18 protein-coding genes are annotated in these 21598 nt (G+C 73.2%); 10 read left to right on the forward strand and 8 right to left on the reverse strand.

Annotation, left to right across the window (positions count from 1 at the left end; genetic code table 11):
* The first annotated feature begins 61 nt into the window (after positions 1–61).
* The gene (locus I3F54_RS26710; RefSeq protein ID WP_240121474.1) at positions 62–664 is read left to right on the forward strand and encodes a TetR/AcrR family transcriptional regulator; all 603 of its coding nucleotides are present in this window, start codon (positions 62–64) and stop codon (positions 662–664) included.
* A 97-nt stretch (positions 665–761) separates the two neighbouring features.
* On the opposite strand, the gene I3F54_RS26715 is transcribed toward I3F54_RS26710, so the two are convergent.
* Positions 762–2879, reverse strand: a complete 2118-nt coding sequence (locus I3F54_RS26715) for a SpoIIE family protein phosphatase (protein ID WP_240121475.1) — start codon at positions 2877–2879, stop codon at positions 762–764.
* 323 nt (positions 2880–3202) lie between these two features.
* Positions 3203–5074, reverse strand: a complete 1872-nt coding sequence (locus I3F54_RS26720) for an NAD(P)-binding protein (RefSeq protein ID WP_240121476.1) — start codon at positions 5072–5074, stop codon at positions 3203–3205.
* 289 nt (positions 5075–5363) lie between these two features.
* Between I3F54_RS26720 and I3F54_RS26725 the strand changes: the two genes are divergently transcribed.
* The 9 genes from I3F54_RS26725 (at position 5364) to I3F54_RS26765 (ending at position 17593) form a co-directional block, all read left to right on the forward strand.
* Positions 5364–7061, forward strand: a complete 1698-nt coding sequence (locus I3F54_RS26725; RefSeq protein WP_240121494.1) for an enoyl-CoA hydratase-related protein — start codon at positions 5364–5366, stop codon at positions 7059–7061.
* 195 nt (positions 7062–7256) lie between these two features.
* On the forward strand, positions 7257–7874 hold the full coding sequence (locus I3F54_RS26730) for a hydrogenase maturation protease (protein WP_240121477.1): 618 nt from the start codon (positions 7257–7259) through the stop codon (positions 7872–7874).
* The gene (hypB, locus tag I3F54_RS26735; RefSeq protein ID WP_240121495.1) at positions 7874–8587 is read left to right on the forward strand and encodes a hydrogenase nickel incorporation protein HypB; all 714 of its coding nucleotides are present in this window, start codon (positions 7874–7876) and stop codon (positions 8585–8587) included. Before I3F54_RS26730 ends, hypB begins: the two co-directional genes overlap by 1 nt.
* Positions 8584–10929: a carbamoyltransferase HypF gene (gene hypF, locus I3F54_RS26740; protein ID WP_240121478.1), complete on the forward strand. Its 2346-nt coding sequence runs from the start codon at positions 8584–8586 to the stop codon at positions 10927–10929. The genes hypB and hypF overlap by 4 nt, the downstream gene beginning before the upstream one ends.
* Before the next feature lie 3 nt (positions 10930–10932).
* Complete coding sequence (locus I3F54_RS26745) at positions 10933–11262, forward strand: HypC/HybG/HupF family hydrogenase formation chaperone (protein WP_240121479.1); 330 nt, start codon at positions 10933–10935, stop codon at positions 11260–11262.
* Positions 11259–12380 (forward strand): hydrogenase formation protein HypD, encoded by a 1122-nt coding sequence (gene hypD, locus I3F54_RS26750; protein WP_240121480.1) that lies wholly within the window; start codon positions 11259–11261, stop codon positions 12378–12380. The genes I3F54_RS26745 and hypD overlap by 4 nt, the downstream gene beginning before the upstream one ends.
* On the forward strand, positions 12373–13446 hold the full coding sequence (hypE, locus tag I3F54_RS26755) for a hydrogenase expression/formation protein HypE (RefSeq protein ID WP_275676858.1): 1074 nt from the start codon (positions 12373–12375) through the stop codon (positions 13444–13446). The genes hypD and hypE overlap by 8 nt, the downstream gene beginning before the upstream one ends.
* A gap of 367 nt (positions 13447–13813) precedes the next feature.
* Complete coding sequence (locus I3F54_RS26760) at positions 13814–14773, forward strand: polyphosphate kinase 2 family protein (protein WP_240121497.1); 960 nt, start codon at positions 13814–13816, stop codon at positions 14771–14773.
* A gap of 90 nt (positions 14774–14863) precedes the next feature.
* A complete protein-coding gene (locus I3F54_RS26765; protein WP_240121481.1) occupies positions 14864–17593 on the forward strand; it encodes an HAD-IC family P-type ATPase in 2730 nt (909 codons plus the stop codon).
* Positions 17594–17841: 248 nt separating this feature from the next.
* Here I3F54_RS26765 and I3F54_RS26770 read toward each other — a convergent pair whose 3' ends face one another.
* Genes I3F54_RS26770 through I3F54_RS26795 form a run of 6 tightly spaced genes read right to left on the reverse strand, consistent with a single transcriptional unit; the run spans position 17842 to position 21559 of the window.
* Positions 17842–18240, reverse strand: coding sequence for a hydrogenase maturation nickel metallochaperone HypA (locus I3F54_RS26770; protein WP_240121482.1), 399 nt, complete (start codon positions 18238–18240; stop codon positions 17842–17844).
* Between the two features lie 5 nt (positions 18241–18245).
* Positions 18246–18404 (reverse strand): hypothetical protein, encoded by a 159-nt coding sequence (locus I3F54_RS26775; protein WP_240121483.1) that lies wholly within the window; start codon positions 18402–18404, stop codon positions 18246–18248.
* Between the two features lie 18 nt (positions 18405–18422).
* Positions 18423–18629 carry a hypothetical protein gene (locus tag I3F54_RS26780; protein WP_240121484.1) on the reverse strand — a complete coding sequence of 69 codons (207 nt, stop codon included), beginning with the start codon at positions 18627–18629 and terminating at the stop codon, positions 18423–18425.
* Positions 18596–19228 carry a DUF5947 family protein gene (locus I3F54_RS26785; protein WP_240121485.1) on the reverse strand — a complete coding sequence of 211 codons (633 nt, stop codon included), beginning with the start codon at positions 19226–19228 and terminating at the stop codon, positions 18596–18598. The genes I3F54_RS26780 and I3F54_RS26785 overlap by 34 nt, the downstream gene beginning before the upstream one ends.
* Positions 19225–19773 carry a NifU family protein gene (locus I3F54_RS26790; RefSeq protein ID WP_240121486.1) on the reverse strand — a complete coding sequence of 183 codons (549 nt, stop codon included), beginning with the start codon at positions 19771–19773 and terminating at the stop codon, positions 19225–19227. The genes I3F54_RS26785 and I3F54_RS26790 overlap by 4 nt, the downstream gene beginning before the upstream one ends.
* Positions 19766–21559, reverse strand: coding sequence for a nickel-dependent hydrogenase large subunit (locus I3F54_RS26795; RefSeq protein WP_240121487.1), 1794 nt, complete (start codon positions 21557–21559; stop codon positions 19766–19768). The genes I3F54_RS26790 and I3F54_RS26795 overlap by 8 nt, the downstream gene beginning before the upstream one ends.
* Positions 21560–21598: the final 39 nt, after the last annotated feature.

Consider the following 21598-nt stretch of genomic DNA (forward strand, 5'->3'; position numbering starts at 1 on the left):
CAAAGAGGTACGTCAGTACCGCTTAGCGTAGCGCAAAGGTGGGCCTTGGAATACTGGCCGGGTGATCGAGACGTCAGCCGCCGAGAGCCCGAAGCCCACCGGCCGGGGCGCAGCACGCCGCTCCGAGCTGTTCGAGGAACTGGTGGGCCTTCTGGTCCGGGACGGTTTCGCCCATCTGACGCTGGACGGCCTCGCCGCCCGGCTGCACTGCTCCAAGCGCACCCTGTACGGCCTAGCGGGCAGCAAGGAGCAGCTGGTGCGGGCCGCCGTGGTGCACTTCTTCCGGCGGGCGACCGAGCGCGTGGAGGCGGCCCTGGCGGCGGAGACCGAGCCGGCCCGCCGGCTCGCCGCCTACCTGCGCGCCGTGTCGGCGGAGCTGGCACCCGCCTCCGCGCGGTTCTTCGACGACGTGGCGGCCTTCGGGCCGGCCGCCGAGGTCTACGACCGCAACACCCGGGCGGCTGCGCGGCGCGTCCAGCAGCTGATCGAGGAGGGCACGGACGCGGGCGCCTTCCGGGAGGTGCACGTCGCCTTCGCCGCCGACGTCATCACCTCGGTGATGGTCCGCATCCAGCGTCGGCAGGTGGCGTCCACCACCGGCCTGACCGACGCCCAGGCCTATGCCCACCTCGCGGAGCTGCTGCTGCACGGTCTGACCCGCTGAACGGCTCCGGCCACCGGTCCCCCGCCCTCCGGAGCCGGTGGCCGGGACCGACGCACGCGCCGGGCCGAAAGGCCGGCGTGCGGAGAGCGGGTGCGTCTCAGCGCGCCGTGCACTGGAGGACGAGCAGTGCCACGTCGTCGGTGCGCCGGCCCCGGGTCCCCGTGTTCTCCACGAGGGAGTCGATGAGCGCGTCCAGGTCACGGTCGCCGGTGCGGGCGAGCTGCCGTGCCAGGTCGGCGATCGAGTCGTCGAGGTCGACGCCCGGCCTCTCGATCAGGCCGTCGGTGTAGAGGGCGAGCATGAGGCCGGGGGTGAGCGGGGTCCCGGTCAGGGGGAAGTCGGCGTCCGCTTCGATGCCGAGCAGGGGTCCGGGGGTCATGTCGAGAGGTCGGGCGTCCCCCTCGGGCCGTCGCAGGATCGGCGGCGGGTGGCCGGCACCGGCCAGGGTCATGCGGCCCGCGGCGAAGTCCAGGTGGGCGTAGAGGCAGCTGACGAACAGGTCCGCGCCGAGATCGGTGAGGAGCCGGTTCGTCCGGGTGAGCACCTGGTCCGGCGTGGCGTCGAGGGCCGAGTGGGCGCGCACCGCGGTGCGGACCTGACCCATGAGAGCGGCTGCCGCGACGTCGTGCCCCTGGACGTCGCCGATGACGGCGGCGGCCGCGGTGTCCCCGAGGGGTATGAGGTCGTAGAAGTCGCCGCCGATGTCCATCCCCCGGGTGGCGGGCAGATACCGGGCGGCGACCCGCAGCCCGGGGACCGGGGGCAGGTTCCGCGGGAGCAGCGCCTGCTGGAGACCGTGGGCGAGGCCGAGTTTGGTGTCGTAGAGGCGGGCACGGTCCAGGGCGTGGGCGACGAGTCCGGCGAGCGAGGTCAGCACGGCGCGTTCCTCGGCCGGGAAGAGGTGGGGGCGGTCGTACGACAGGATGCAGCAGCCGACAGGACGGCCGGAGACGATCAGCGGCAGGAACGCCCAGGCCTGCTTGCCGCTGACCAGGGCCGCTTCGGGGTAGAGGTGGCGCATCTCCTCCACGGTGGCGAAGAACGCGGGGATGCCGCTGGCCAGCACGCGGCCGGCCGGGGTGAATCCGGTGTCGAGCGGCAGGCCGTCGAGCCGTTCGATGGCTGCCGGGGTGTAGCCGCGGTGGCCGGTGATGCGCAGCCGGCCGGCGTCGGCTGTGGACAGGACCAGGCCGTGGGCGCCGAAGGCGGGCATGATCTGGTCGGCCACCAGGTCGATGACGTCCTGGACGCCGACCACCTCGGTCAGGGCGGCCGCCAGGTGCGTGAGCTGGTAGAGACGGCCGGCTCGGGCCGGTGCCCCGGCGCCCGAGGTCCCGCGGTACACCGGTCCGGACGGGAGCCGGTCACCGCTGGGCACGATCCGGACGCTGATGCCGCTGGCATCGGGATACAGGTGGAAGTCGAGCCAGATGTCGGGCGGGCGGCAGGCGGTGAAGACGACGCGCTGGCGGCTGATCACGGCGGCGCGGTAGCGGTCCTCGTAGGCGGGGTCGTCGAGCCAGCGCAGGGACTGCCACGGCAGGGTCCCCAGGAGCCGGTCGGCCGTGCGGCCGAGCAGTTCGCAGGCGCCCTTGCTGAGGTAGGTGAAGCGTCCTTCCAGGTCCATGGCGCAGCTGCCGCCCGGCAGCCGCTCGGCGAAGTCGGCGGCGGCCGACACCGGGCTCACGGACGGCCCGGTCGCTCCGCCGGGCAGCACACGTGGCCGGTCGCCCGGAGCCGGGAGCCCACCGTGGTCGGCCGACTCCTCCAGGAGCCGGGCCAGTCGTCCGCAGCTGGCCGTGATGTGCGCGCGCTCCCGCCGGGTCATGTGCGGCGGGCGGTTGGCCGGCCAGGTGAGCAGCAGGGCGCCCCACCGGCGCGTGCCGATGACCGGGACGGCGGCGAGCGCCAGCGGGTACGGCAACGCCACCGCGGTGCGCGGATAGGTGGTGGCCAGCTCCTCGTGGCTGCCCACCCACACGATGCGGTCCTCACGGACGGCGTCGGCCACCGGTGCCGAAGCGTCCACCGCGACCTTCGTCCACGGCGCCGCGAGCTCGGACGGCACCCCGTACAGGGCCTCCAGGGCCAGGTGCCGCCCGTCCGGAGCGACGAGGTAGAGCGCGCCGATGGACGCGCCCGTCCGGCGCACCGTCTCCGCGAACGCGGCGTCCAGTGCCTCCACGTCGGTCGCCCCCTCGTGCACACCGGTCACGCTGCCGCTCCTTGTGCCGCGTACGGTTGCCGGGTTCCCGCCGAACGAATTCGGCCACACCAGGACGGTACGCCCGTGCGCGGAGTGCGGCGCCCCCTGAGCCGGGGCGGAACCGCGCACGGCCGTCCTGCCCGTCCGGGAACGAGCGGTCCGCCGGGCGCGGGCGGCGGGGCCGCCGCCCGCGCGTGCCGCCGTGCGCCACGAGGGCTGCCGCCGCGTCGGCCCTCCCGTCCCGGTCATGGACACGCCCGGCCCTGGGGGCGTCCGGGAGGACGTGCCCGCCGGGTCCCCGGTCTCCTGCCGGCGCCGGTGGGTCGTCCTGGTCACGGCTGCGGCTGCCGGCCGAGGAGCTCGGCGAGGCCGCGCCGCGTGGCGGCCAGGACGACACGGTCCTCGGGCTTCAGGACGTAACCGGGGTGCAGGTCCCACACGAGGTTCGGGGCACGGCCACCCGCACCGCGCACGGCGGCGGACAGGTCGGGCAGCCGCTCCCCGGGCGCGGCGGTGTCCAGGGCGATGACCCGCCAGGCCCCGGGCCGGAACGCCTCCGCGACGGTACGGCCCTGCAGCTGCGGATGCCCCATCACGTCCAGCGCGGCGAACAGCAGGACCTTCCGCTCGACCGGAACCGCCCCGAGGACCTGGCGCCCCATCATGGCCCCGGCGAAGGCGGGCGCCGCCAGATGGGAGACGCTGCGGCTGCGGGTGAGGGCGTCGGGGTGCGCCGTGCGCAGGGTGCGGAAGACGGCGGTCGCGAACTCGTCGTCGTACAGGCGCAGGGAGACCCGCAGGGCCGGGCCGAGGGAGCGGGCGTAGAGGGTGGCCTCCAGGTTGGTGGTGTCGGAGCTGGTGAGGGCGAGCAGCGCCTGGGCCCGGTGCACGCGCGCCGACTCCAGCACGCCCTCCTGGGTCACGTCCCCGAGGACGACCGGCACGCGCAGCCGGCGGGCGAGGGAGATGCCGCGCGCTTCGGGGTTCTCCTCCACGCACACCACCGGGATGTCCAGCTCGTGCAGCCGGGCCAGGACACGGGTGCCGACCTTGCCCAGGCCGAGCAGCACCACGTGTCCGGACATGCGGCGGGAGACCCGCCCGAGGGCCGAGGCGGAGCGGAACGTGCCGAGCGCCTCCAGCAGGCCGGCCACCAGCACCGGCAGCAGCAGGAGACCGGCGAGCCCGGCCAGTATCTGGAGGACCTTGCGGGTCGCCGGCTGGCCGATCGCGGGGTCGTTGATGGCGAAGATGTCCAGAAGGATCGTGTAGGCGGCGTGCAGCGGATGGTCGTCGAGGGTGAGCATCGAGGCCACCGTCAGCGCCAGCACCGCGCCCACGACACCGGTGATCGACCACCACAGGCGGCGGGAGAAGAGCGAGACCAGTGGGGTGAGGGCGGCGCCGAGCCGGCTGACGGGCGGTGGCGGCCCGGCGTACGTGACGGTCTCCAGCGCGATGGTGCCGCGGGCGCCGGCCGCCGCGACCTCCTCGTCGTCGGGCAGCAGCCGCGGCCCCTCCGGCCCGCTGTCGTCCGAGCCCTCCATTCCGGCCGGATTGCTGGTGGTGGAGGACAGCAGGGCGAGCGTGCACAGGCCGGGGTCGGGGACGCGTCCGTCGCCGGGCGGCGGGTGCTCGACCGCGCGCAGCAGCATTCCGTCCGCCTGGACGACCTTGCTGGTGCCCGCGACGGCCGTGGCGGCGAGCGCCGGTGCGGCCGTGTCGGCGTCCGACAGGACCGTGGTGGAGGTGTCCAGCACGGCGGGGTCGACACCGGGTGTGGCCTGGTCGAGCAGTTGGGCGAGGTGCTGGCCCAGCTTGCGGTTGTAGAGCCGGATGACCAGCCGGAGCCGCGGGTTGAGCCGGCGGGCGGCCAGGGCGGCGCGGACGTTGGTCGCGTCGTCCTCGTACACGAGCGCCAGAGCGCTCGCGCGGCCCACGCCCGCCGCGTCCAGCACGGTTTCGTCGGGAACCGGCGCCGACACCACGTCCAGGTCGTCCCCCGCGGCGGGGCCGTGGGTGCCGGGCACGCGCGGGGAGGCGAAGGGGACACGCCCCAGCAGGGCCGAGGCGAGGGCCGCCGCGCGGGTGGGAGCGCCCGCGGCCTGGGGCTCGGGGACGACGAGGACGACCCGTTCCCGATACACGTCGCGCAGCTCAGCGGCCAGGCGGCGCGCCAGTGCGTCGTCACCACAGACGACCATGTGGCCCCCGGGGAAAGGGGGTTGAGGCTGGTGAGGAATGAAAGACACATGTCACAGCCTGCCGTACGCCGTGCCACGCGCCGTCACCGGCGCCCGCCCCGCCCCGGCCCCGTTCCGCCGCTCCCTCGCCCGGCCCTCCCCCACCGGCCCCACTGTGCGCGGCACGACCATCCGGTGGAACTTGCGGGCGGCGGCCGTTGCGCTGCACCGCCCGGGCCGCGGCGGCGACCATCCTGCTGTCTCGTCCGGGGCGCCGCCCGCCCTCCGCTTCGCCGTCGGGAAGAGCCGCATGGACATCCTCCTCGTCGCCAGTGCTTTCAACAGCCTGTCGCAACGGGTGTACGCCGAACTCTCCGACCGCGGACACCGCGTGGAGGTGGTGCTGGCCCCGCACGGTGACGATGCCGTCCGCGCCGCCGTGCGGGAGACCGCTCCGGAGCTGATCGTGGCGCCGATGCTGAGGACGGCGGTGCCCGAGGACGTGTGGCGCGAGCACACCTGCCTGATCGTCCACCCGGGTCCGCCGGGCGATCGCGGCCCGTCCTCCCTCGACTGGGCGGTCGCCGACGGCGCACGGCGCTGGGGCGTGACCGTCCTTCAGGCGGAGGCGGGCCTGGACGCCGGGGACATCTGGGCCTCCGTCCCGTGCACGCTACCGCCCGTCGGCAAGAGCGACCTGTACCGCGGCGAGGTGGCCGACGCGGCGGCGGCCGCCGTCCTGCTGGCGGTGCAGCGCTTCGCCGACGGCTCGTTCAAACCGCAGCCGCAGAGTGGCCCGTCGGTCGGTGTGGTCTGGCGGGACGTCTTCCGGCAGGAGACGCGCCGCATCGACTGGCGGGCGGACTCCACGGAGACGGTCCTGCGCAAGCTGCGTGGCGCCGACTCCCGTCCCGGGGTCCTGGACACCCTGCTGGGCCGGGAGGTGTTCCTGCACGGCGGGCATCCCGAGGACATCCTGCGGGGCCGTCCCGGGCAGGTGCTGGCCACGCGGAACGGGGCGGTCTGCCGGGCCACCCGGGACGGCGCGGTGTGGATCCCGGAGCTCAGGCCGCGCCGCGGTTCCGGCGATCCAGCGCCCTTCCGGCGGCCCGCGGCCGACGTGCTGGGCGGGCTGCTCCGGAACGTGCCGGAGGCATCCGTGCCCCTGGACCTGCCCGCCGAGCGGCGCACCTGGTCCGACGTCCGCTACCGGCAGCGCGGTGACGTCGGCTTCCTGGACTTCTCCTTCCCCGGCGGGGCGATGAGCTCCGCCCAGTGCCGCCGCCTGCTCGCCGGCTACCGCCACGCCCTCACCAGACCGACGTCCGTGCTGGTCCTGGGCGGCGGGCGGGACTTCTTCTCCAACGGCATCCACCTCAACGTCATCGAGGCCGCGTCCGACCCGGCCGGCGAGGCATGGACCAACCTCACCGCCATGAACGACCTGGTCGAGGCCGTGCTGCGGACGACCGACCGGCTGGTGGTGGCCGCGCTGGGCGGGAACGCGGCGGCCGGCGGCGTGATGCTCGCGCTGGCGGCGGACGAGGTGTGGTGCCGTACCGGAGCCGTGCTGAACCCGCACTACCGGCGCATGGGCCTGTACGGGTCGGAGTTCTGGACCTACAGCCTCCCCCGGCGGACCGGGGAGGAGACCGCCGCGCGGCTGACCCGGCAGGCGCTGCCGGTGAGCGCGTTCTCGGCCCGTCGGGCGGGGCTGGTCGACCGTCTCGTACCGGCCTCCCCCGGCAGCTTCTCCCACGACGTCGACCGTCTGTCGGCGGCGCTGGCCGGGGTGCCGGATCTGCGCGAGCGGATCGCGGCCAAGCAGGCCGCCCGGGAGCGGGACGAGGCACGCCGGCCGCTGGCGGCGTACCGGCGCGACGAGCAGGCCCGCATGCGCCGCATCCTCTTCGACCCCGCCGCCCCCTTCCACGCGCTGCGGTCGGCCTTCGTCCGCAGGACACCGGGTGGTTCCCCCCGGCCCCTGGCGCCGCCGCGCACACCGTAGGCGCCGGGCCGGGCACCCGAGCGCGCCCGATCCGCCTCCGGCGGCCCGGCCCCGCCGGGGCACCGGCGCCCTTCCGGTGCCGGACCGACCGGACGGGCCGCAGCCCCGTTCCCGCCGTGCCGTCCCGAGCTGTCCCCGTCCGTGCACGCCCCGCCCCGCACCGAGTCCGTCCCGCCCCTGCCGCAGGAGAGTCCGTTGGCATCCACCCGTCTGCTCGTGGCCGGCATCGGCAACATCTTCCTCGCCGACGACGCCTTCGGCCCCGAGGTGATCGCGGCCCTGCGCGAGGATCCGCTGCCCGCCGCCGTCGAGGTGCGGGACTTCGGCATCCGCGGCCTGGATCTCGCCTACCGGCTCCTCGACGGCTACGACGCGGTGGTCTTCGTCGACGCCGCGGCACGCGGCCACCGCCCCGGCACGCTGTCCCTCGTCGTCCCGGAGCCGCCCGAGGCCTCGCAGGCCGCGCCCGAGGCCCACGGCATGGACCCGGTGAAGGTGCTGGCGCTGGCCGCGCGCATGGCCGAGGGACCGCTGCCCCGCATCGTGCTGCTGGCGTGCGAGCCGGAGCACCTGCCCGAGGACGACACCGAACTCGTCGGCGGGCTCAGCGCCCCGGTGCGCGAGGCCGTGGCGGCGGCGGTGCCGCTGCTGCACACGGTGGTGCGGCGGTTGCTCGCCGATCCCGCCGCCCCGCTCGCGTTGGGCCGGCCGGAGGAATCCGCGGGACACGGCCCGGCCGGTCCCCCGGGAAACGTGCCCGGGCCCGACGAGGATCACCGCAATCGCCCCTACGCCAGCAAGGAGCACGCATGATGTGCCGGTCCGTGGACGTGCAACAGGCCGTCATGGCGAAGAACGACTCACTGGCGGCGGCCCTGCGCACCGACCTCGGCCGGCAGGGAGTCACCAGCGTCAACCTCCTCTCCAGTCCCGGCAGCGGCAAGACGGAGCTGCTGACCGAGGTGCTCGCTCTGGCCGTGCGCCACGGCATCGCGGTGGCGGCGCTCACCGCGGACCTCGCGACGGAGAACGACGCCCGTCGTCTGGCCCGCTCGGGCGCGCCCGTCAAGCAGTTGCTGACGGGCGGGCTGTGCCATCTGGAGGCCCGTCAGGTGCGCGGGCACCTGGAGGGCTGGATGCCGCAGGACACCACGCTGCTGTTCGTGGAGAACGTCGGCAACCTGGTCTGCCCGGCGGCCTACGACCTCGGCGAGACCCTGCGCGTGGTCCTGATGGCCGTGACGGAGGGCGAGGACAAGCCGTTGAAGTACCCCACCGCCTTCGGCTCCGCCCATCTGGTGGTCGTCACCAAGACCGACCTGGCCGAGGCGGCGGGCTTCGACGCGGCCGTCTTCGCGGAGAACGTCGAGCGGGTCAACCCGGGCGTCGACGTGGTGGGCACCAGTGCACGCCGCGGCGAGGGCGCCGACGACCTGCTGGACCGCGTACTCGCCGTCCGGAACGGCATGCCGGCGCACCGCCCGGCCCTGACGGCATCGGTGCACCACGAGCACACCGCGTCATGACGGTCCCCGCCACAACCGCGGTACGGCGCCGGGTCGGCGTGCGCGGTGTGGTGCAGGGGGTGGGATTCCGGCCGTTCGTGCACCGGCTGGCCACCGAGGAGGGGCTGTCCGGATTCGTCACCAACCACTCCGGGGGCGTGCTGGTCGAGGTCGAGGGGCCGCCGGACGGCGTGGAGCGGTTCTGCGCCCGCCTCACCCGGGAGACGCCCGCCCTGGCGGCCGTCACCGGTGTCGACAGCGCCGACCTGCCCGTCACGGGCGCGGACGGCTTCACCATCCGCGCCTCGACAACCGGCGGCGGACGCACGGTGCTCCCCCCGGACACCGCCACCTGCGCCGACTGCCTGCGGGAACTCGCCGACCCCGCCGACCGCCGCCACCGCCACCCGTTCATCACCTGCACGCACTGCGGCCCCCGCTTCACGATCGCGACGGCGCTGCCGTACGACCGCGCGAGCACCACCATGGACGCCTTCCCGATGTGCGGGGCGTGCGCCGCGGAGTACGCCGATCCGGGTGACCGGCGCTTCCACGCACAGCCGGTCGCGTGCCCCGACTGCGGCCCCCGGCTGCGTCTCGTGCCCGCCGCCGGCTCCGGAGGGCGGCCGGTGCGCGACGCCGAGGCCCTGGCCGCGGCGCGCGGCCTGCTGGCGGCGGGGCGGATCGTCGCCGTCAAGGGCGTCGGCGGCTACCACCTGGCCTGCGACGCGACCGACGCCGAGGCCGTGGAGCGGCTGCGGGCCCGCAAACTGCGCGGGGGCAAGCCGTTCGCGGTGATGGCGGCCGATCTGACGGCCGTCGACCGGATCGGCGAGGCAGACGACGCGGAGCGGGCGGAGCTGACCGGTCCGCGCCGCCCCATCGTGCTGCTGCGCCGCCGCCGCGGCGGCCCGCTCGCCACCGGGGTGTGCCCCAAGAGCCCGCATGTCGGCGTCATGCTGCCCTACACGCCCGTGCACACGCTGCTGTTCGGGCTGCCCGGCGACCCGCCCGGCCCACGCCTGCTGGTGATGACCAGCGGCAACCGCTCCGGCGAGCCCATCGTCACCGACGACGGCGAGGCCGTGGCGCGGCTCTCCGGACTGGCGGACGCCTGGCTGGCCCACGACCGCGCGATCACCTCGCCGTGCGACGACTCCGTGCTGCGGATCCGCCCGGACGGCACGGGGCAGGTGCTGCGCCGCTCCCGTGGGTACGTCCCCCGGCCGCTGGCGCTGCCGTTCGCGGTGCCGCCGACGCTCGCGGTGGGCGGCGACCTGAAGAACGCGCCCTGCCTCGGCGCCGGCCGGGAGGCGTGGTTCGGGCCGCACGTCGGCGACCTGGGCGAGCTGGCGGCGCTGGCCGCTCTGGAGCGGGCCGAGGCCACCCTGCGGCGCCTGACCGGCATCGGACCCGAACGGATCGCGGCCGACCGGCACCCCGGCTACCACTCGGCGCGCTGGGCGCGCCGCCGGGCCGGCGAGCGGGACCTGCACCTGGTGCAGCACCACCACGCGCACGTCGCCTCCGCCATGGCCGAGCACGCGCTGCCCGCCGGCGCCCGCGTCATCGGGGTCGCCTTCGACGGCACCGGATACGGCGACGACGGCACGGTGTGGGGCGGAGAGGTGCTGCTCGCCGGCTACGACGGCTTCCGCCGCTACGCCCATCTGTCCCCCGCTCCCCTGCCGGGCGGGGACGCCGGGGTGGCCAACCCCTGCCGCCTGGCCCTGGCCCGGCTCCGTGCCGCCGGGCTGCCCTGGGACGCGGACCTGCCGAGCACGACCGCCTGCACGGCGCAGGAACGCGCCCTGCTGGCCCGCCAGCTGGAGCGGAACGTGGCCTGCGTGCCGGCCTCCGGCATGGGGCGCCTGTTCGACGCCGTCTCCTCCCTGGCGGGCGTGTGCCACCGCGCGGGTTACGAGGCGCAGGCGGCGCTGGAGCTGGAGGCGCAGGCGGCACAGGCGTGGGGCGCCGACTCCGGCGCGTACTCCTTCGCCTGGGCCCGCGGCGCCGGGGACGCCCTGCTGCTCGACCCGGCTCCCGTGCTGCGTTCGCTCATCACGGATCTGCGCCGCGGCACACCCCGCCCGGTGCTGGCGGCCCGGTTCCACCGGGCCGTGGCGGCGGCGGTCGCAGAGGTGTGCCGCCGGGCACGCCGCGACACCGGCGCCGGCACGGTCGCCCTCACCGGCGGGGTGTTCGCCAACGCGCTGCTGGAGGAGGCCTGCACGGCCCTGCTGGCGGCCGACGGCTTCACGGTGCTGCGGCACACGGAGGTCCCGCCGGGTGACGGCGGGCTCGCCCTGGGCCAGCTCGTGGTCGCGGCCCGCCGCCCATCGCCCGCCCACAACCCGGAGTGACCCATGTGTCTGGCAGTGCCCGGCCGCGTCCTGGCCATCGAGGACGGCACCGACCCCCTGACGGGACTGATCGACTTCGGCGGCGTGCACAAGCGCGTCTGCCTGGAGTACGTCCCCGACACGCAGGTCGGTGAGTACGTCATCGTCCATGTCGGCTTCGCCCTCCAGCGGCTGGACGAGGAATCCGCGCAGGCCTCCCTCAAGCTCTTCGAGGAACTGGGCCTGCTGGAGGAGGAGTTCGGTGACGCCTGGGGACGGGCGGCGCAGGAGGCGGGGCTGCCGGGGCCCGCCGGCCCGGACGGCGCGACCGCCGCGGAGGAAGGAGCCCGATGAGGTACATCGACGAGTTCAACGACCCCGAGCTGGCACGGAAGCTGCTGGAGGACATCCGGGCCACCGTCACCCGGCCCTGGGCGCTGATGGAGGTGTGCGGCGGTCAGACGCACTCCATCATCCGCCATGGCATCGACCAGCTCCTGCCGGACGAGGTCGAGCTGATCCACGGCCCCGGCTGTCCGGTGTGCGTGACACCGCTGGAGGTCATCGACAAGGCGCTGGCCATCGCCGCGCGCCCCGGGGTGATCTTCTGCTCGTTCGGGGACATGCTGCGGGTGCCGGGCACGGACCGGGACCTGTTCCGGGTCCGCAGCGAGGGCGGCGACGTGCGCGTGGTCTACTCCCCCATGGACGCGCTGGACCTGGCCCGCCGTCACCCCGACCGCGAGGTCGTGTTCTTCGGCATCGGGTTCGAGACCACGGCGCCGGCGAACGCCATGGCGGTGCACCAGGCGCGCCGCCTGGGCCTGGCCAACTTCAGCCTGCTGGTGTCGCACGTGCGGGTGCCGCCGGCGATCGAGGCGATCATGACCGCCCCGTCCTGCCGGGTGCAGGGCTTCCTGGCGGCCGGTCACGTGTGCAGCGTGATGGGCACCGCCGAGTACCCGGACCTGGCCGAGCGGCACCGTGTGCCCCTCGTGGTGACCGGCTTCGAGCCCCTGGACATCCTGGAGGGCATCCGGCGGGCGGTGCGCCAGCTGGAGCGCGGCGAGCACCGGGTGGAGAACGCCTACGCCCGCGCGGTGCAGGAGGCCGGCAACCCGGCCGCGCTGCGCATGATCGAGGAGGTGTTCGAGGTCACCGACCGTTCCTGGCGCGGCATCGGGCGGATCCCGGACAGCGGCTGGCGGCTGACCGAGGCCTTCCGCGCCCACGACGCCGAGCACCGCTTCGACGTCACCGGCATCCGCACCGAGGAGCCCTCGGTCTGCCGCAGCGGCGAGGTCCTCCAGGGCCTGATCAAGCCGACCGAGTGCCCGGCGTTCGGTACGAGCTGCACCCCGCGCACCCCGCTGGGCGCCACGATGGTCTCCAGCGAGGGCGCCTGCGCCGCGTACTACCTCTACCGGCGGATGGACACCACCACGCGCAAGGAGATGAGCCCCGTTGGCTGATTCGACCGCCACCGCACCCGTCGACCCGGCGAACTGGTCCTGCCCCGCCCCGCTGCGCGACCGGCCGGTCGTGGTGATGGGCCACGGGGGCGGCGGCGCCCTGTCGGCGGAACTCGTCGACGGCGTCTTCGCGCCGGCCTTCGGCAATCCGGTCCTCGCGCAGCTGGCCGACTCGGCGGTGGTCCGGCTCGGCGAGGCACGTCTGGCGTTCTCCACCGACTCCTACGTGGTGCGTCCGCTGTTCTTCCCCGGTGGCTGCATCGGCGACCTCGCCGTCAACGGCACCGTCAACGACCTCGCCATGAGCGGTGCGGTGCCCGCGTTCCTGTCCACGGCCTTCGTGCTGGAGGAAGGCGTGGCGATGGACGTCGTCGAGCGGGTCGCCGGGGCGGTCGGCGCTGCGGCGCGGGCGGCCGGTGTCACCGTCGCCACCGGCGACACCAAGGTCGTCGAGAGCGGCCACGGCGACGGCGTGTACATCACCACCTCCGGCATCGGTCTGGTCGCGGACGGGGTGGACATCCGGCCGCAGCGGGCCAGGCCGGGGGACGCCGTCCTGGTGAGCGGTCCGATCGGTCTGCACGGTGTCGCGATCATGAGCGTCCGGGAGGGACTGGAGTTCGGGGTGGACGTCGCGAGCGACACCGCGCCGCTGGCCGGGCTGGTCGAGGCGATGCTGCGGGTCACCCCGGACATCCACGTGCTGCGCGACCCCACGCGGGGCGGGCTCGCGGCGTCGCTGAACGAGATCGCCCGTGCGTCGGGCACCGGGGTGCGGCTGACGGAGCGCGCGGTCCCGGTGCCGGACGCCGTCGCCAACGCCTGCGCCTTCCTGGGCCTGGACCCGCTGTACGTCGCCAACGAGGGCCGGCTGGTGGCGTTCGTGGCCCGCGAGCACGCCGAGGCCGTGCTGGCGGCGATGCGGGCGCATCCGCAGGGGGCGGGGGCCGCGCTGGTCGGGGAATGCGTCGAGGACCACCCCGGCATGGTGGTGGTGTCGACCGGGCTCGGCGGCACCCGGGTCGTGGACATGCCGCTCGGGGAGCAGCTACCGCGCATCTGCTGACGGTGAGGAGCCCGCGGTGTCCACCCCGTAGAGGTGGACACCGCGGGCTGGACGGTCGAGGCGCCGCCATACACCGGACACGGGCATCCGCGAAGCGGCCCGGCGGGGCGTGCGGACCCGGCACGGGCGCCCGGGGCCGGTGGCACCGGTCGAGGAGTTCCCTCGACGAGCGGACCGGCCGCGGTGCCGACGTCTCCTCCCCCACGCCTTCCCGGCCACCCGGCCTGAGGGGGCGATCTTGTCCGGGCGCGCGGACAATGGGCGCGAGGGAGCCTGTCCGCGGCTGTGGCGGGACACGTGGTTCTGCGGTCCGGAGGTCATGGGACGTGGGATCGGTGCGGTCATGACGATCGAAGGGCTGATCGTGATGTCGGATGAGAGAGCCGAACGCATTGCGGATCTCGTCGCGACCCTCCGGGTGAAACCAGGGTCGAAGGTGCGCCTGGACCGCGGCTTCGATCCCCGCTTCAAAGCCGGTCTGAAGAAGCGGGACGGAAAGGAACTGCTGCGGACCGGGGTGTCGCTGCTGGCCGAGTACCAGGAGCGGCTGGCCGCCCAGGACACCTACGGGGTGCTGCTCTGTCTGCAGGCACTCGACGCCGGTGGCAAGGACGGGACGATCCGCCATGTGATGAGCGGCGTCAATCCCCAGGGCGTACGGGTCAGCAGCTTCAAGGTGCCCTCCGCCGAGGAACTCGACCACGACTACCTGTGGCGGTACGCCCGGCGACTGCCCGAGCGCGGCGGGATCGCCATCTTCAACCGCTCGCACTACGAGGAGGTTCTCGTCGTGCGGGTCCACCCGGAGAACCTGGTCCGGCAGAGGCTGCCGGACGACGCACGCGGACCGGGCATATGGAAGCGGCGCTACCGGGAGATCAACCGCTGGGAGCGCTACCTCACGGACAACGGGTTCAAGGTGGTGAAGATCTTCCTGAACCTGTCCAAGGAGGAGCAGCGCACCCGCTTCCTGAAGCGGATCGACCTGCCGGAGAAGAACTGGAAGTTCTCCGCGGCCGACGTCCGGGAACGGCGCTACTGGGACGAATACCAGTACGCGTTCTCCGAGATGCTGTCGGCCACGAGCACGAAGTGGGCGCCGTGGTACGTCGTGCCGGCGGACCGGAAGTGGTTCGCGCGGATCTGCGCGGCCGCGATCCTCGCGCACACCCTGATGGACATCGATCCGCAGTACCCCGACGTGGGGAAGGCCGCGCGGAGGGAACTGCTCGTCACCAAACGGGAGCTGGAGCGGGAGGCCCCCGCCGGGGCATCGGCCGATCCCTACGCCGACCGGCATCCGTCGGCCAGGAAGAAGCGCGGCTGAGACCCGTCGAACCAGCGCTCGACCGGCCGGGACACGTCCACGGCCACGGCTCGGGGCACAGGGCACGGGGCACGGACCGGAGGCGGAACAATGACGGTGCGTTCGAGTTCCGTGGGACAGCAGCCCCGGGCTGCCCAGGACGACTGGTACGCGCACGCTCCCGAGGAGGTCCTGGCGGCGTTCGGCGTGGATCCGGCGGTCGGTCTCTCCACGGCACGGGCCGAGCAGCTCTTGACCTCACACGGCCCGAACACGCTGCCCGAGGAGAAACCGCCTCCGGCCTGGCGTCGCTTCCTCGCGCAGTACCGCAGTTACATGCAGATCGTCCTCGTGGCCGCAGCGGTCGTCTCGCTGCTCATCCAGGAGTGGGCCACCGCGATCCTGCTGTTCGTCCTGACCCTGTTGAACGCGGTCGTGGGCCTGCGCCAGGAGGGCAAGGCCGAGAGCGCGATGAACGCGCTGCAGTCGATGATGAAGGCGACGGCGCGGGTACGCAGGGACGGCACGGAGGCCGAGATCCCCGCCGAACAGCTCGCCCTCGGCGACATCGTGCTCATCGCCGCCGGGGACCAGGTCGCGGCCGACGGACGCATCATCGAGGCCAGTGCCCTGCAGATCGACGAGTCGGCGCTCACCGGCGAGAGCGTCCCCTCCGCGAAGGACGCCGGCACGCTGGCCGGCCCCCGCCCAGCGCCCGGCGACCGGACGAACATGGCGTTCAAGAACACCCCGGTCACCCACGGCAGCGGCGTACTCGTCGTCACCGCGACCGGCGCCACGACCGAGGTCGGCAGGATCTCCGGAATGCTGTCGGCCACCGAGAAGGAGGTACCGCCGCTCACCAGGGAACTCGACACCCTGACGCTGTGGATCATCGGGGCTGCCGTCCTGACCATGATCGTGATGTTCGCCCTGGGACGGCAACGGGACCAGGCCTGGGACTCCCTGTTCGTCAGCGCGGTCTCGCTGGCCATCGCGGCCATCCCCGAGGCCCTGCCGACCGTGACCCAGGCGATCCTTTCCGTCGGCAGCCTCAACCTGGCGCAGCGCAACGCCATCGTCAAGGAGTTGCCGTCGGTCGAGACACTGGCGTTCACCTCGGCGATCAACTCGGACAAGACCGGCACCCTGACCATGAACCAGATGACCGCCGTCGAAGTCGTCAGTCCCACCGACCGGTACACCGTCTCGGGTACGGGCTACGGGCTCGGCGGGAAGATCCACCACGCCGCGGGCACGTCGGGTTCCGCCGCGGGCATCGAGGACGCGATCCTGCCGTACGTGGTGGCCAGCGACGCGAAGCTGGTGGACGGCGAGGTGGTGGGCGATCCGACCGAGGGAGCCCTGCTGGTGCTCGCTCACAAGGCAGGACTGGACATCGACGCCACCCGCGAGGGCCTCCCCCGGCTCGCCACGCTGCCGTTCGACCCGGACTACAAGCTGATGGCCACGTTCAACCAGGCGGTCGACGCCTCCGGACGGCAGGTCGTCCGGTGCTTCGTCAAAGGCGCGGTCCCGGCGGTGGTGACACGGGCCGCCACCGCGCTCGCGGCAGGCGGGACCATCCCGTGGAACGCCGAACTGATCGCGCGCGCCGAGGCACAGACCCGGCGGATGGGCGGCGAGGGACACCGGGTGATGGCCGCGGCCACCCGTGATCTGGACCCGGCCGGCTTCGACCCGGACGGCGACCTGCTCGCGTACGTCACCGAACTGCGGATGACCAGTCTCGTCGGCATGGTCGATCCGCCCCGCGAGGACGCCAGGGCAGCCGTGGCCGGAGCACAGGCGGGGCACATCCGGGTCCGCATGGTGACCGGTGACGACGTCACCACCGGTGCGGCGATCGCCCGGCAGCTCGGCATCCCCGGCGAGGCGGTCCTCGGCGCCGACTTCGCGGCCATGGGCGAGGACGAACAACTCGCCCGCATCGACGGCATCGGTGTGGTGGGCCGCGTCGCGCCGGAGCACAAGGTGCTGCTCGCCGACACCCTCAAGAAGAGGGGTGATGTCGTGGCGATGACCGGGGACGGTGTCAACGACGCCCCTGCCATCAAAGCCGCCGACATCGGCATCGCCATGGGCAGCGGCACAGACGTGGCGAAGAACGCCGGACGCATGATCCTCTCCGACGACCGCTTCGCCACCATCGTCTACGCCGTGGAGCAGGGCCGGCGAATCTACGACAACCTCACCAAGTACATCCGATTCGTCCTGCTCCTGCTCGTCGCCTTCGTCCTGACCTTCCTCGGGGCCACCGTCTTGAACATCGCCGCCGGTGAGCCCTTCACCCCGCCGCAGGTGCTGTGGATCCACTTCGTGGTCAACGCCTCCTTCGGCTTCGCGCTCGGCTTCGACCGGGAGAGCCCCGGGCTCATGCGGCGCAGGCCGCGTCCGCGAGGGGAGTCCGTCCTCACCCGGCCCGTACTGGTCACGGTCGGGCTCGGCGGGCTGGCGATCACCGCCCTCCTGCTCGGACTGATCAAGCTCGGTCAGGCCCACTTCGGCAGCGTCGAGACCGGTCGGTCGATCGCGTTCACCGCCTTCGCCCTCTGTCTGGTCGTGGCCGCGTTCGAATGCCGCAGCGAGACGGACTCGGTGCTGACGACGTCCACGTTCGACAGCAGGCAGATGAACCGGGTGGCACTGACCCAGTTCGTGCTGGCGGTGCTGGTCACGCAGGTGGACGGCTTCCGGCGCATCCTCGGCACGACCGAGATCGACGCGCGGCAGTTCGGCTGGGCCGTGCTGGCCGCCCTCGCGCTGCTGCTCCTGTGGGAACTGGGCAAGTTCCTGGCCCGTCGCTCAGGAGACACCTGATGCGCCGGCACGGGCACGTCACGGCCCGGTAGCCGTAGCCCGGACACCGGGGAGCAAGCAGCCCCCGGGCAGGCTCCGGAGGTTCACCGGCGCCGGGCGGAATCACTACTACCGCTGACGACCGGCCGCTTGGCCCTCGCACGAGCCGACAACCCGCCGCCACAGCTGCCGAGAGCCGCTCGTCACCTCGTTCGCCGCTCGTTGACGGCACCCCGTGCCGTGGCGGGTGCCGTGCCGAGGCGGCCGGGTCAACCCGGTGCGTCGGCGGGTGCTGCGCCGCCAAGGCCGGGACAGGCCGGTGCGTCGGCGAGTTCGACTCCCGTGATCTCCAGTTCCCGCCCGCTGCGAAGCCCTTCGGAAGCGCGGTCGCAGCGCGGGCACCAGAAGAACGGGGGGCTACCCACCGGGAAGTCCTCGTCGCAGGGGCCGCAGTGGGCGACGGCGGGGATCTCCTCGACGACCAGTTCGGCCGCCGCGAGCGCCGTCCCGCCCCGGGCCACCTCGAAGGCGAAGGCCAGGGCCTCGGGGACGACCCCCGACAGCTCCCCGACGCGTACGTGCACGGCGGAGACGGGGCCCGGGCCGTGGGCCCGGGCCACCTCGTCCGCCTGTTCCACGACGGCCGTGGCGATCGACAACTCGTGCACGGGTGTCACCGGGGGTGGCCGGAGCGGGACCGCACTCCGACCATCCGCCAGATCCTGATCTCCCGTACCAGCCCCGGCAACTCCCTGATCAACAGGGCCAGGGCCGCTCCTGCCAGGAGCGCCGCCTGAGCGGTCAGGACGCTCCGGCCCGTCAGCTGTGCCATCTGTACTCCTCGTCCGCCTCATCCCGGAGGGATGTTCGGCATCACCGTCAGGATCGCGTTGTGCTTCTTGCTGTGGATGCCGGTGGAGCGCCGCGCGTCGGCGGTGCCGTCCTCGTGGTGCCCGGCCTGGTGGGAATAGGGCCCCTTGTTGCCCTGGTGCAGGCCGAAGACGTGGGTGGGGGCGTCCGGCTTCACGTCCGGGTGTCCGACCCTGATGGTTCCCATGAAGTGCTCCCTGTGCTGGTCAGGTCCGCGAAGAACCCGTCGACGGCGGGCCACACCCGGGTGCCGCCCGACAGGCCCCGCCATTCCCTCCGTACGAGCGCCACCAGGCGGAAGCAGTCGTCGACGGGGACGATCCAGTGGTGCCGTGCGTCGCGCGCGGTGTTCATGAGCAGTGCCTCGACATCGGGGGTCACGCTCCCCACCAGTGGACACCCTGCGGCGACCTCCCGCCAGGCGGCGGCGTCCACCTGCCAGCGGACCGCACCGGCCGGACCCGGGTAGTGGGCCGTGACGGTGCCGTCGGGGTGGGGGACGAAGAAGGCCAGGCCGACGGGCACGCCCAGGGGCGCGGTGTCCAGCGGCGGCAGCCGCAGGCGGCGCTCGGGGACGAGCCGGTAGTGGCCGTCGCTCGCCTCGTCGCGCACGAACAGCAGCGCGCAGGGGCGGCAGGCGCAGAGCACCTCTTGCCGCTCGCCGTCGTACACATGGCGGTGCTCCCCGGCGACGGGTGCCGCGCACAGGTCGCAGCGTTCCTCGTCCGCGCCGCGCCGGCCGGCGGCCGAGCGGATGACCCGGGCGAGGGCGCCGCCCCCGGTCACGGCGCCCCCTGGGGCTGCGCCGCGGGCCGGGTGAGGGCGTCCAGCGGCACGAACGCCACCCCCTGCCCGGCGTCCGGTTCACGCCGGACGTCGTCGAGTTCGGGTGCCACCGCGAGCAGCCTCTCGCGTACGGCGTCCAGCACACCGGAGGCGGCGGAGCCGCAGCCCCCGGCCGTCAGACGCACCCGGGCCACGCCCTCGTCCACACCGGTCAGCTCGATGTCGCCGCCGTGCCGCCGCAGTTCGTCCCGCAGCCGTCCCACCGCGCGTTCCAGCCGGGTCAGCAGCGGCTCGGGGTGCACGTCGTGCAGGATCAGCAGGTGGCCGACGAGTTCGTCGTCGGCGAGCGCCCCGGTCAGTGCCGGATCGGCGCGGTCGACGACGCGGGCCAGCGCCTCGCCGTAGACGTCGGTGAGGTCCCGTACCGCCTGCACCGCGTCCCGGGCCGTGGGCCCGGGGCTGCTCTCCAGGCGTTCCAGCAGGTCGTCGATGCGGGCCAGCCGCGTGCTGACCGCGGTGTCGTCGAGCCGCTCCGCGTCAGCCATTGCCGGCCCCGTAGGTCGGCGTGTGCATCGTGGTGATCTCCTTGCCCTTGCCGAGGTACATGTGGACGCCGCACGGCAGGCAGGGGTCGAAGCTGCGCACGGTGCGCATGATGTCGACGCCCTTGAAGTCGTCGGGGCCGTTCTCCTCGAAGATCGGCTGGCCCTGGACGGCGTCCTCGTAGGGGCCCGGCGTGCCGAAGCTGTCGCGGGGGCTGGCGTTCCACGGGGTCGGCGGGTAGGGGTGGTAGTTGGCGATCTTCCTGTCCTTGATCACCAGGTGGTGGGAGAGGACACCGCGCACGGCCTCGTGGAAGCCGCAGCCGATCGCCTCGTCGGGCACCTCGAAGTTCTCGAACGTCTTGACCTCGCCCGCCCGGACCAGTCCCATCGCCTTCTCCACGAAGTCGAAGGCCATCGCGGCGGCGTAGGCGACGAAGTAGGGGCGGGCCCGGTCGCGCTCGATGGTGTTGCTCCACTGGGGGATCTTCCACTCCAGCGTCTGCTCGGGCAGCTTCTCGCTCCTCGGCAGCGTGATGCGGACGCTGTTGCCGGTGGCCTTCACGTACGGCGTGTCGACCAGGCCGCTCAGCGCGGTCGACCACAGCCGGGCCAGCGGGCCTCCGCCGGTGTCCAGGGCGAGGTGCTGGTCGCTCTGCTGGTGGTACCAGCGCGGGCTCATCACCCAGCTGTACTTGTCGTCGAGCTTGCGCTTCTGCGGCACCGGGACGGTGGTCTGGTTCCACGGGTGGCGCATGTCGACGGGGTTGCCCAGCGGGTCGTGGGTGACGAACGGCTCCTCGTTCGCCCAGTCCTCGTAGTAGGAGCTGCCGAGCATGATGCGCATGCCGAGGTTGATGTCGACGAGGTTGTTGGTGACGAGCTCGCCGTCGACGACGATGCCGGGGGTGACGAACATCGCCTTGCCCCAGTCGTTCATCGTCTCGTAGCGGTAGTCGCAGACCTCGGGGTCCTGGAAGGCGCCCCAGCAGCCGAGCAGGACCCGGCGGCGGCCGACCTCCTCGTATCCGGGCAGGGCCTCGTAGAAGAAGTCGAAGACGTCGTCGTTCATGGCGACGGCCTGCTTGATGAAGTCCAGGGTCTTCATCAGCCCGGAGAGGTAGTCGGTGAAGAGCGTCGGGGTGGGCACGGTGCCGACGCCGCCGGGGTACAGGGTCGACGGGTGGACGTGGCGCCCCTCCATCTTGCAGAACATCTCCCGGGTCAGCCGGCTGACCTTGAGGGCCTCCTTGTAGACCTCGCCCTCGAAGGGGTTGAAGGCCCGCATGATGTCGGCGATGGTCCGGTAGCCGTGGATCTCGCCCCGGGGCGCGTCGGTGCGTTCGGCGCGCGCCAGGACGCCCGGGTTGGTCGCCTTGACCATGGCCTCGCAGAAGTCCACGAAGACCAGGTTGTCCTGGAAGATGGTGTGGTCGAACATGTACTCGGCCGCTTCGCCGAGGTTGACGATGTGCTCGGCCAGCATCGGCGGTTTGATGCCGTACGCCATCTGCTGCGCGTAGTTGGAGCAGGTGGTGTGGTTGTCGCCGCAGATGCCGCAGATCCGCGAGGTGATGAACCCGGCGTCACGGGGGTCCTTGCCCTTCATGAACACCGAGTAGCCCCGGAAGATGGACGAGGTGCTGTGGCACTCGACCACCTCCCGGTTGGCGAAGTCGATCTTCGTGTAGATGCCCAGGTTGCCGACGATCCGGGTGATCGGGTCCCAGGACATCTCCACGAGCTGCCCGGGTTGGCGTGTCCCGGCCCGGTCCTCGGTCTGTGTCATGTCACTTCCTGCCCTAGCTCGTTGGGGGTGTGATGCGCT

The sequence above is a fragment of the Streptomyces sp. MUM 2J genome (assembly GCF_022414535.1).
Classification (GTDB): Bacteria; Actinomycetota; Actinomycetes; order Streptomycetales; family Streptomycetaceae; genus Streptomyces.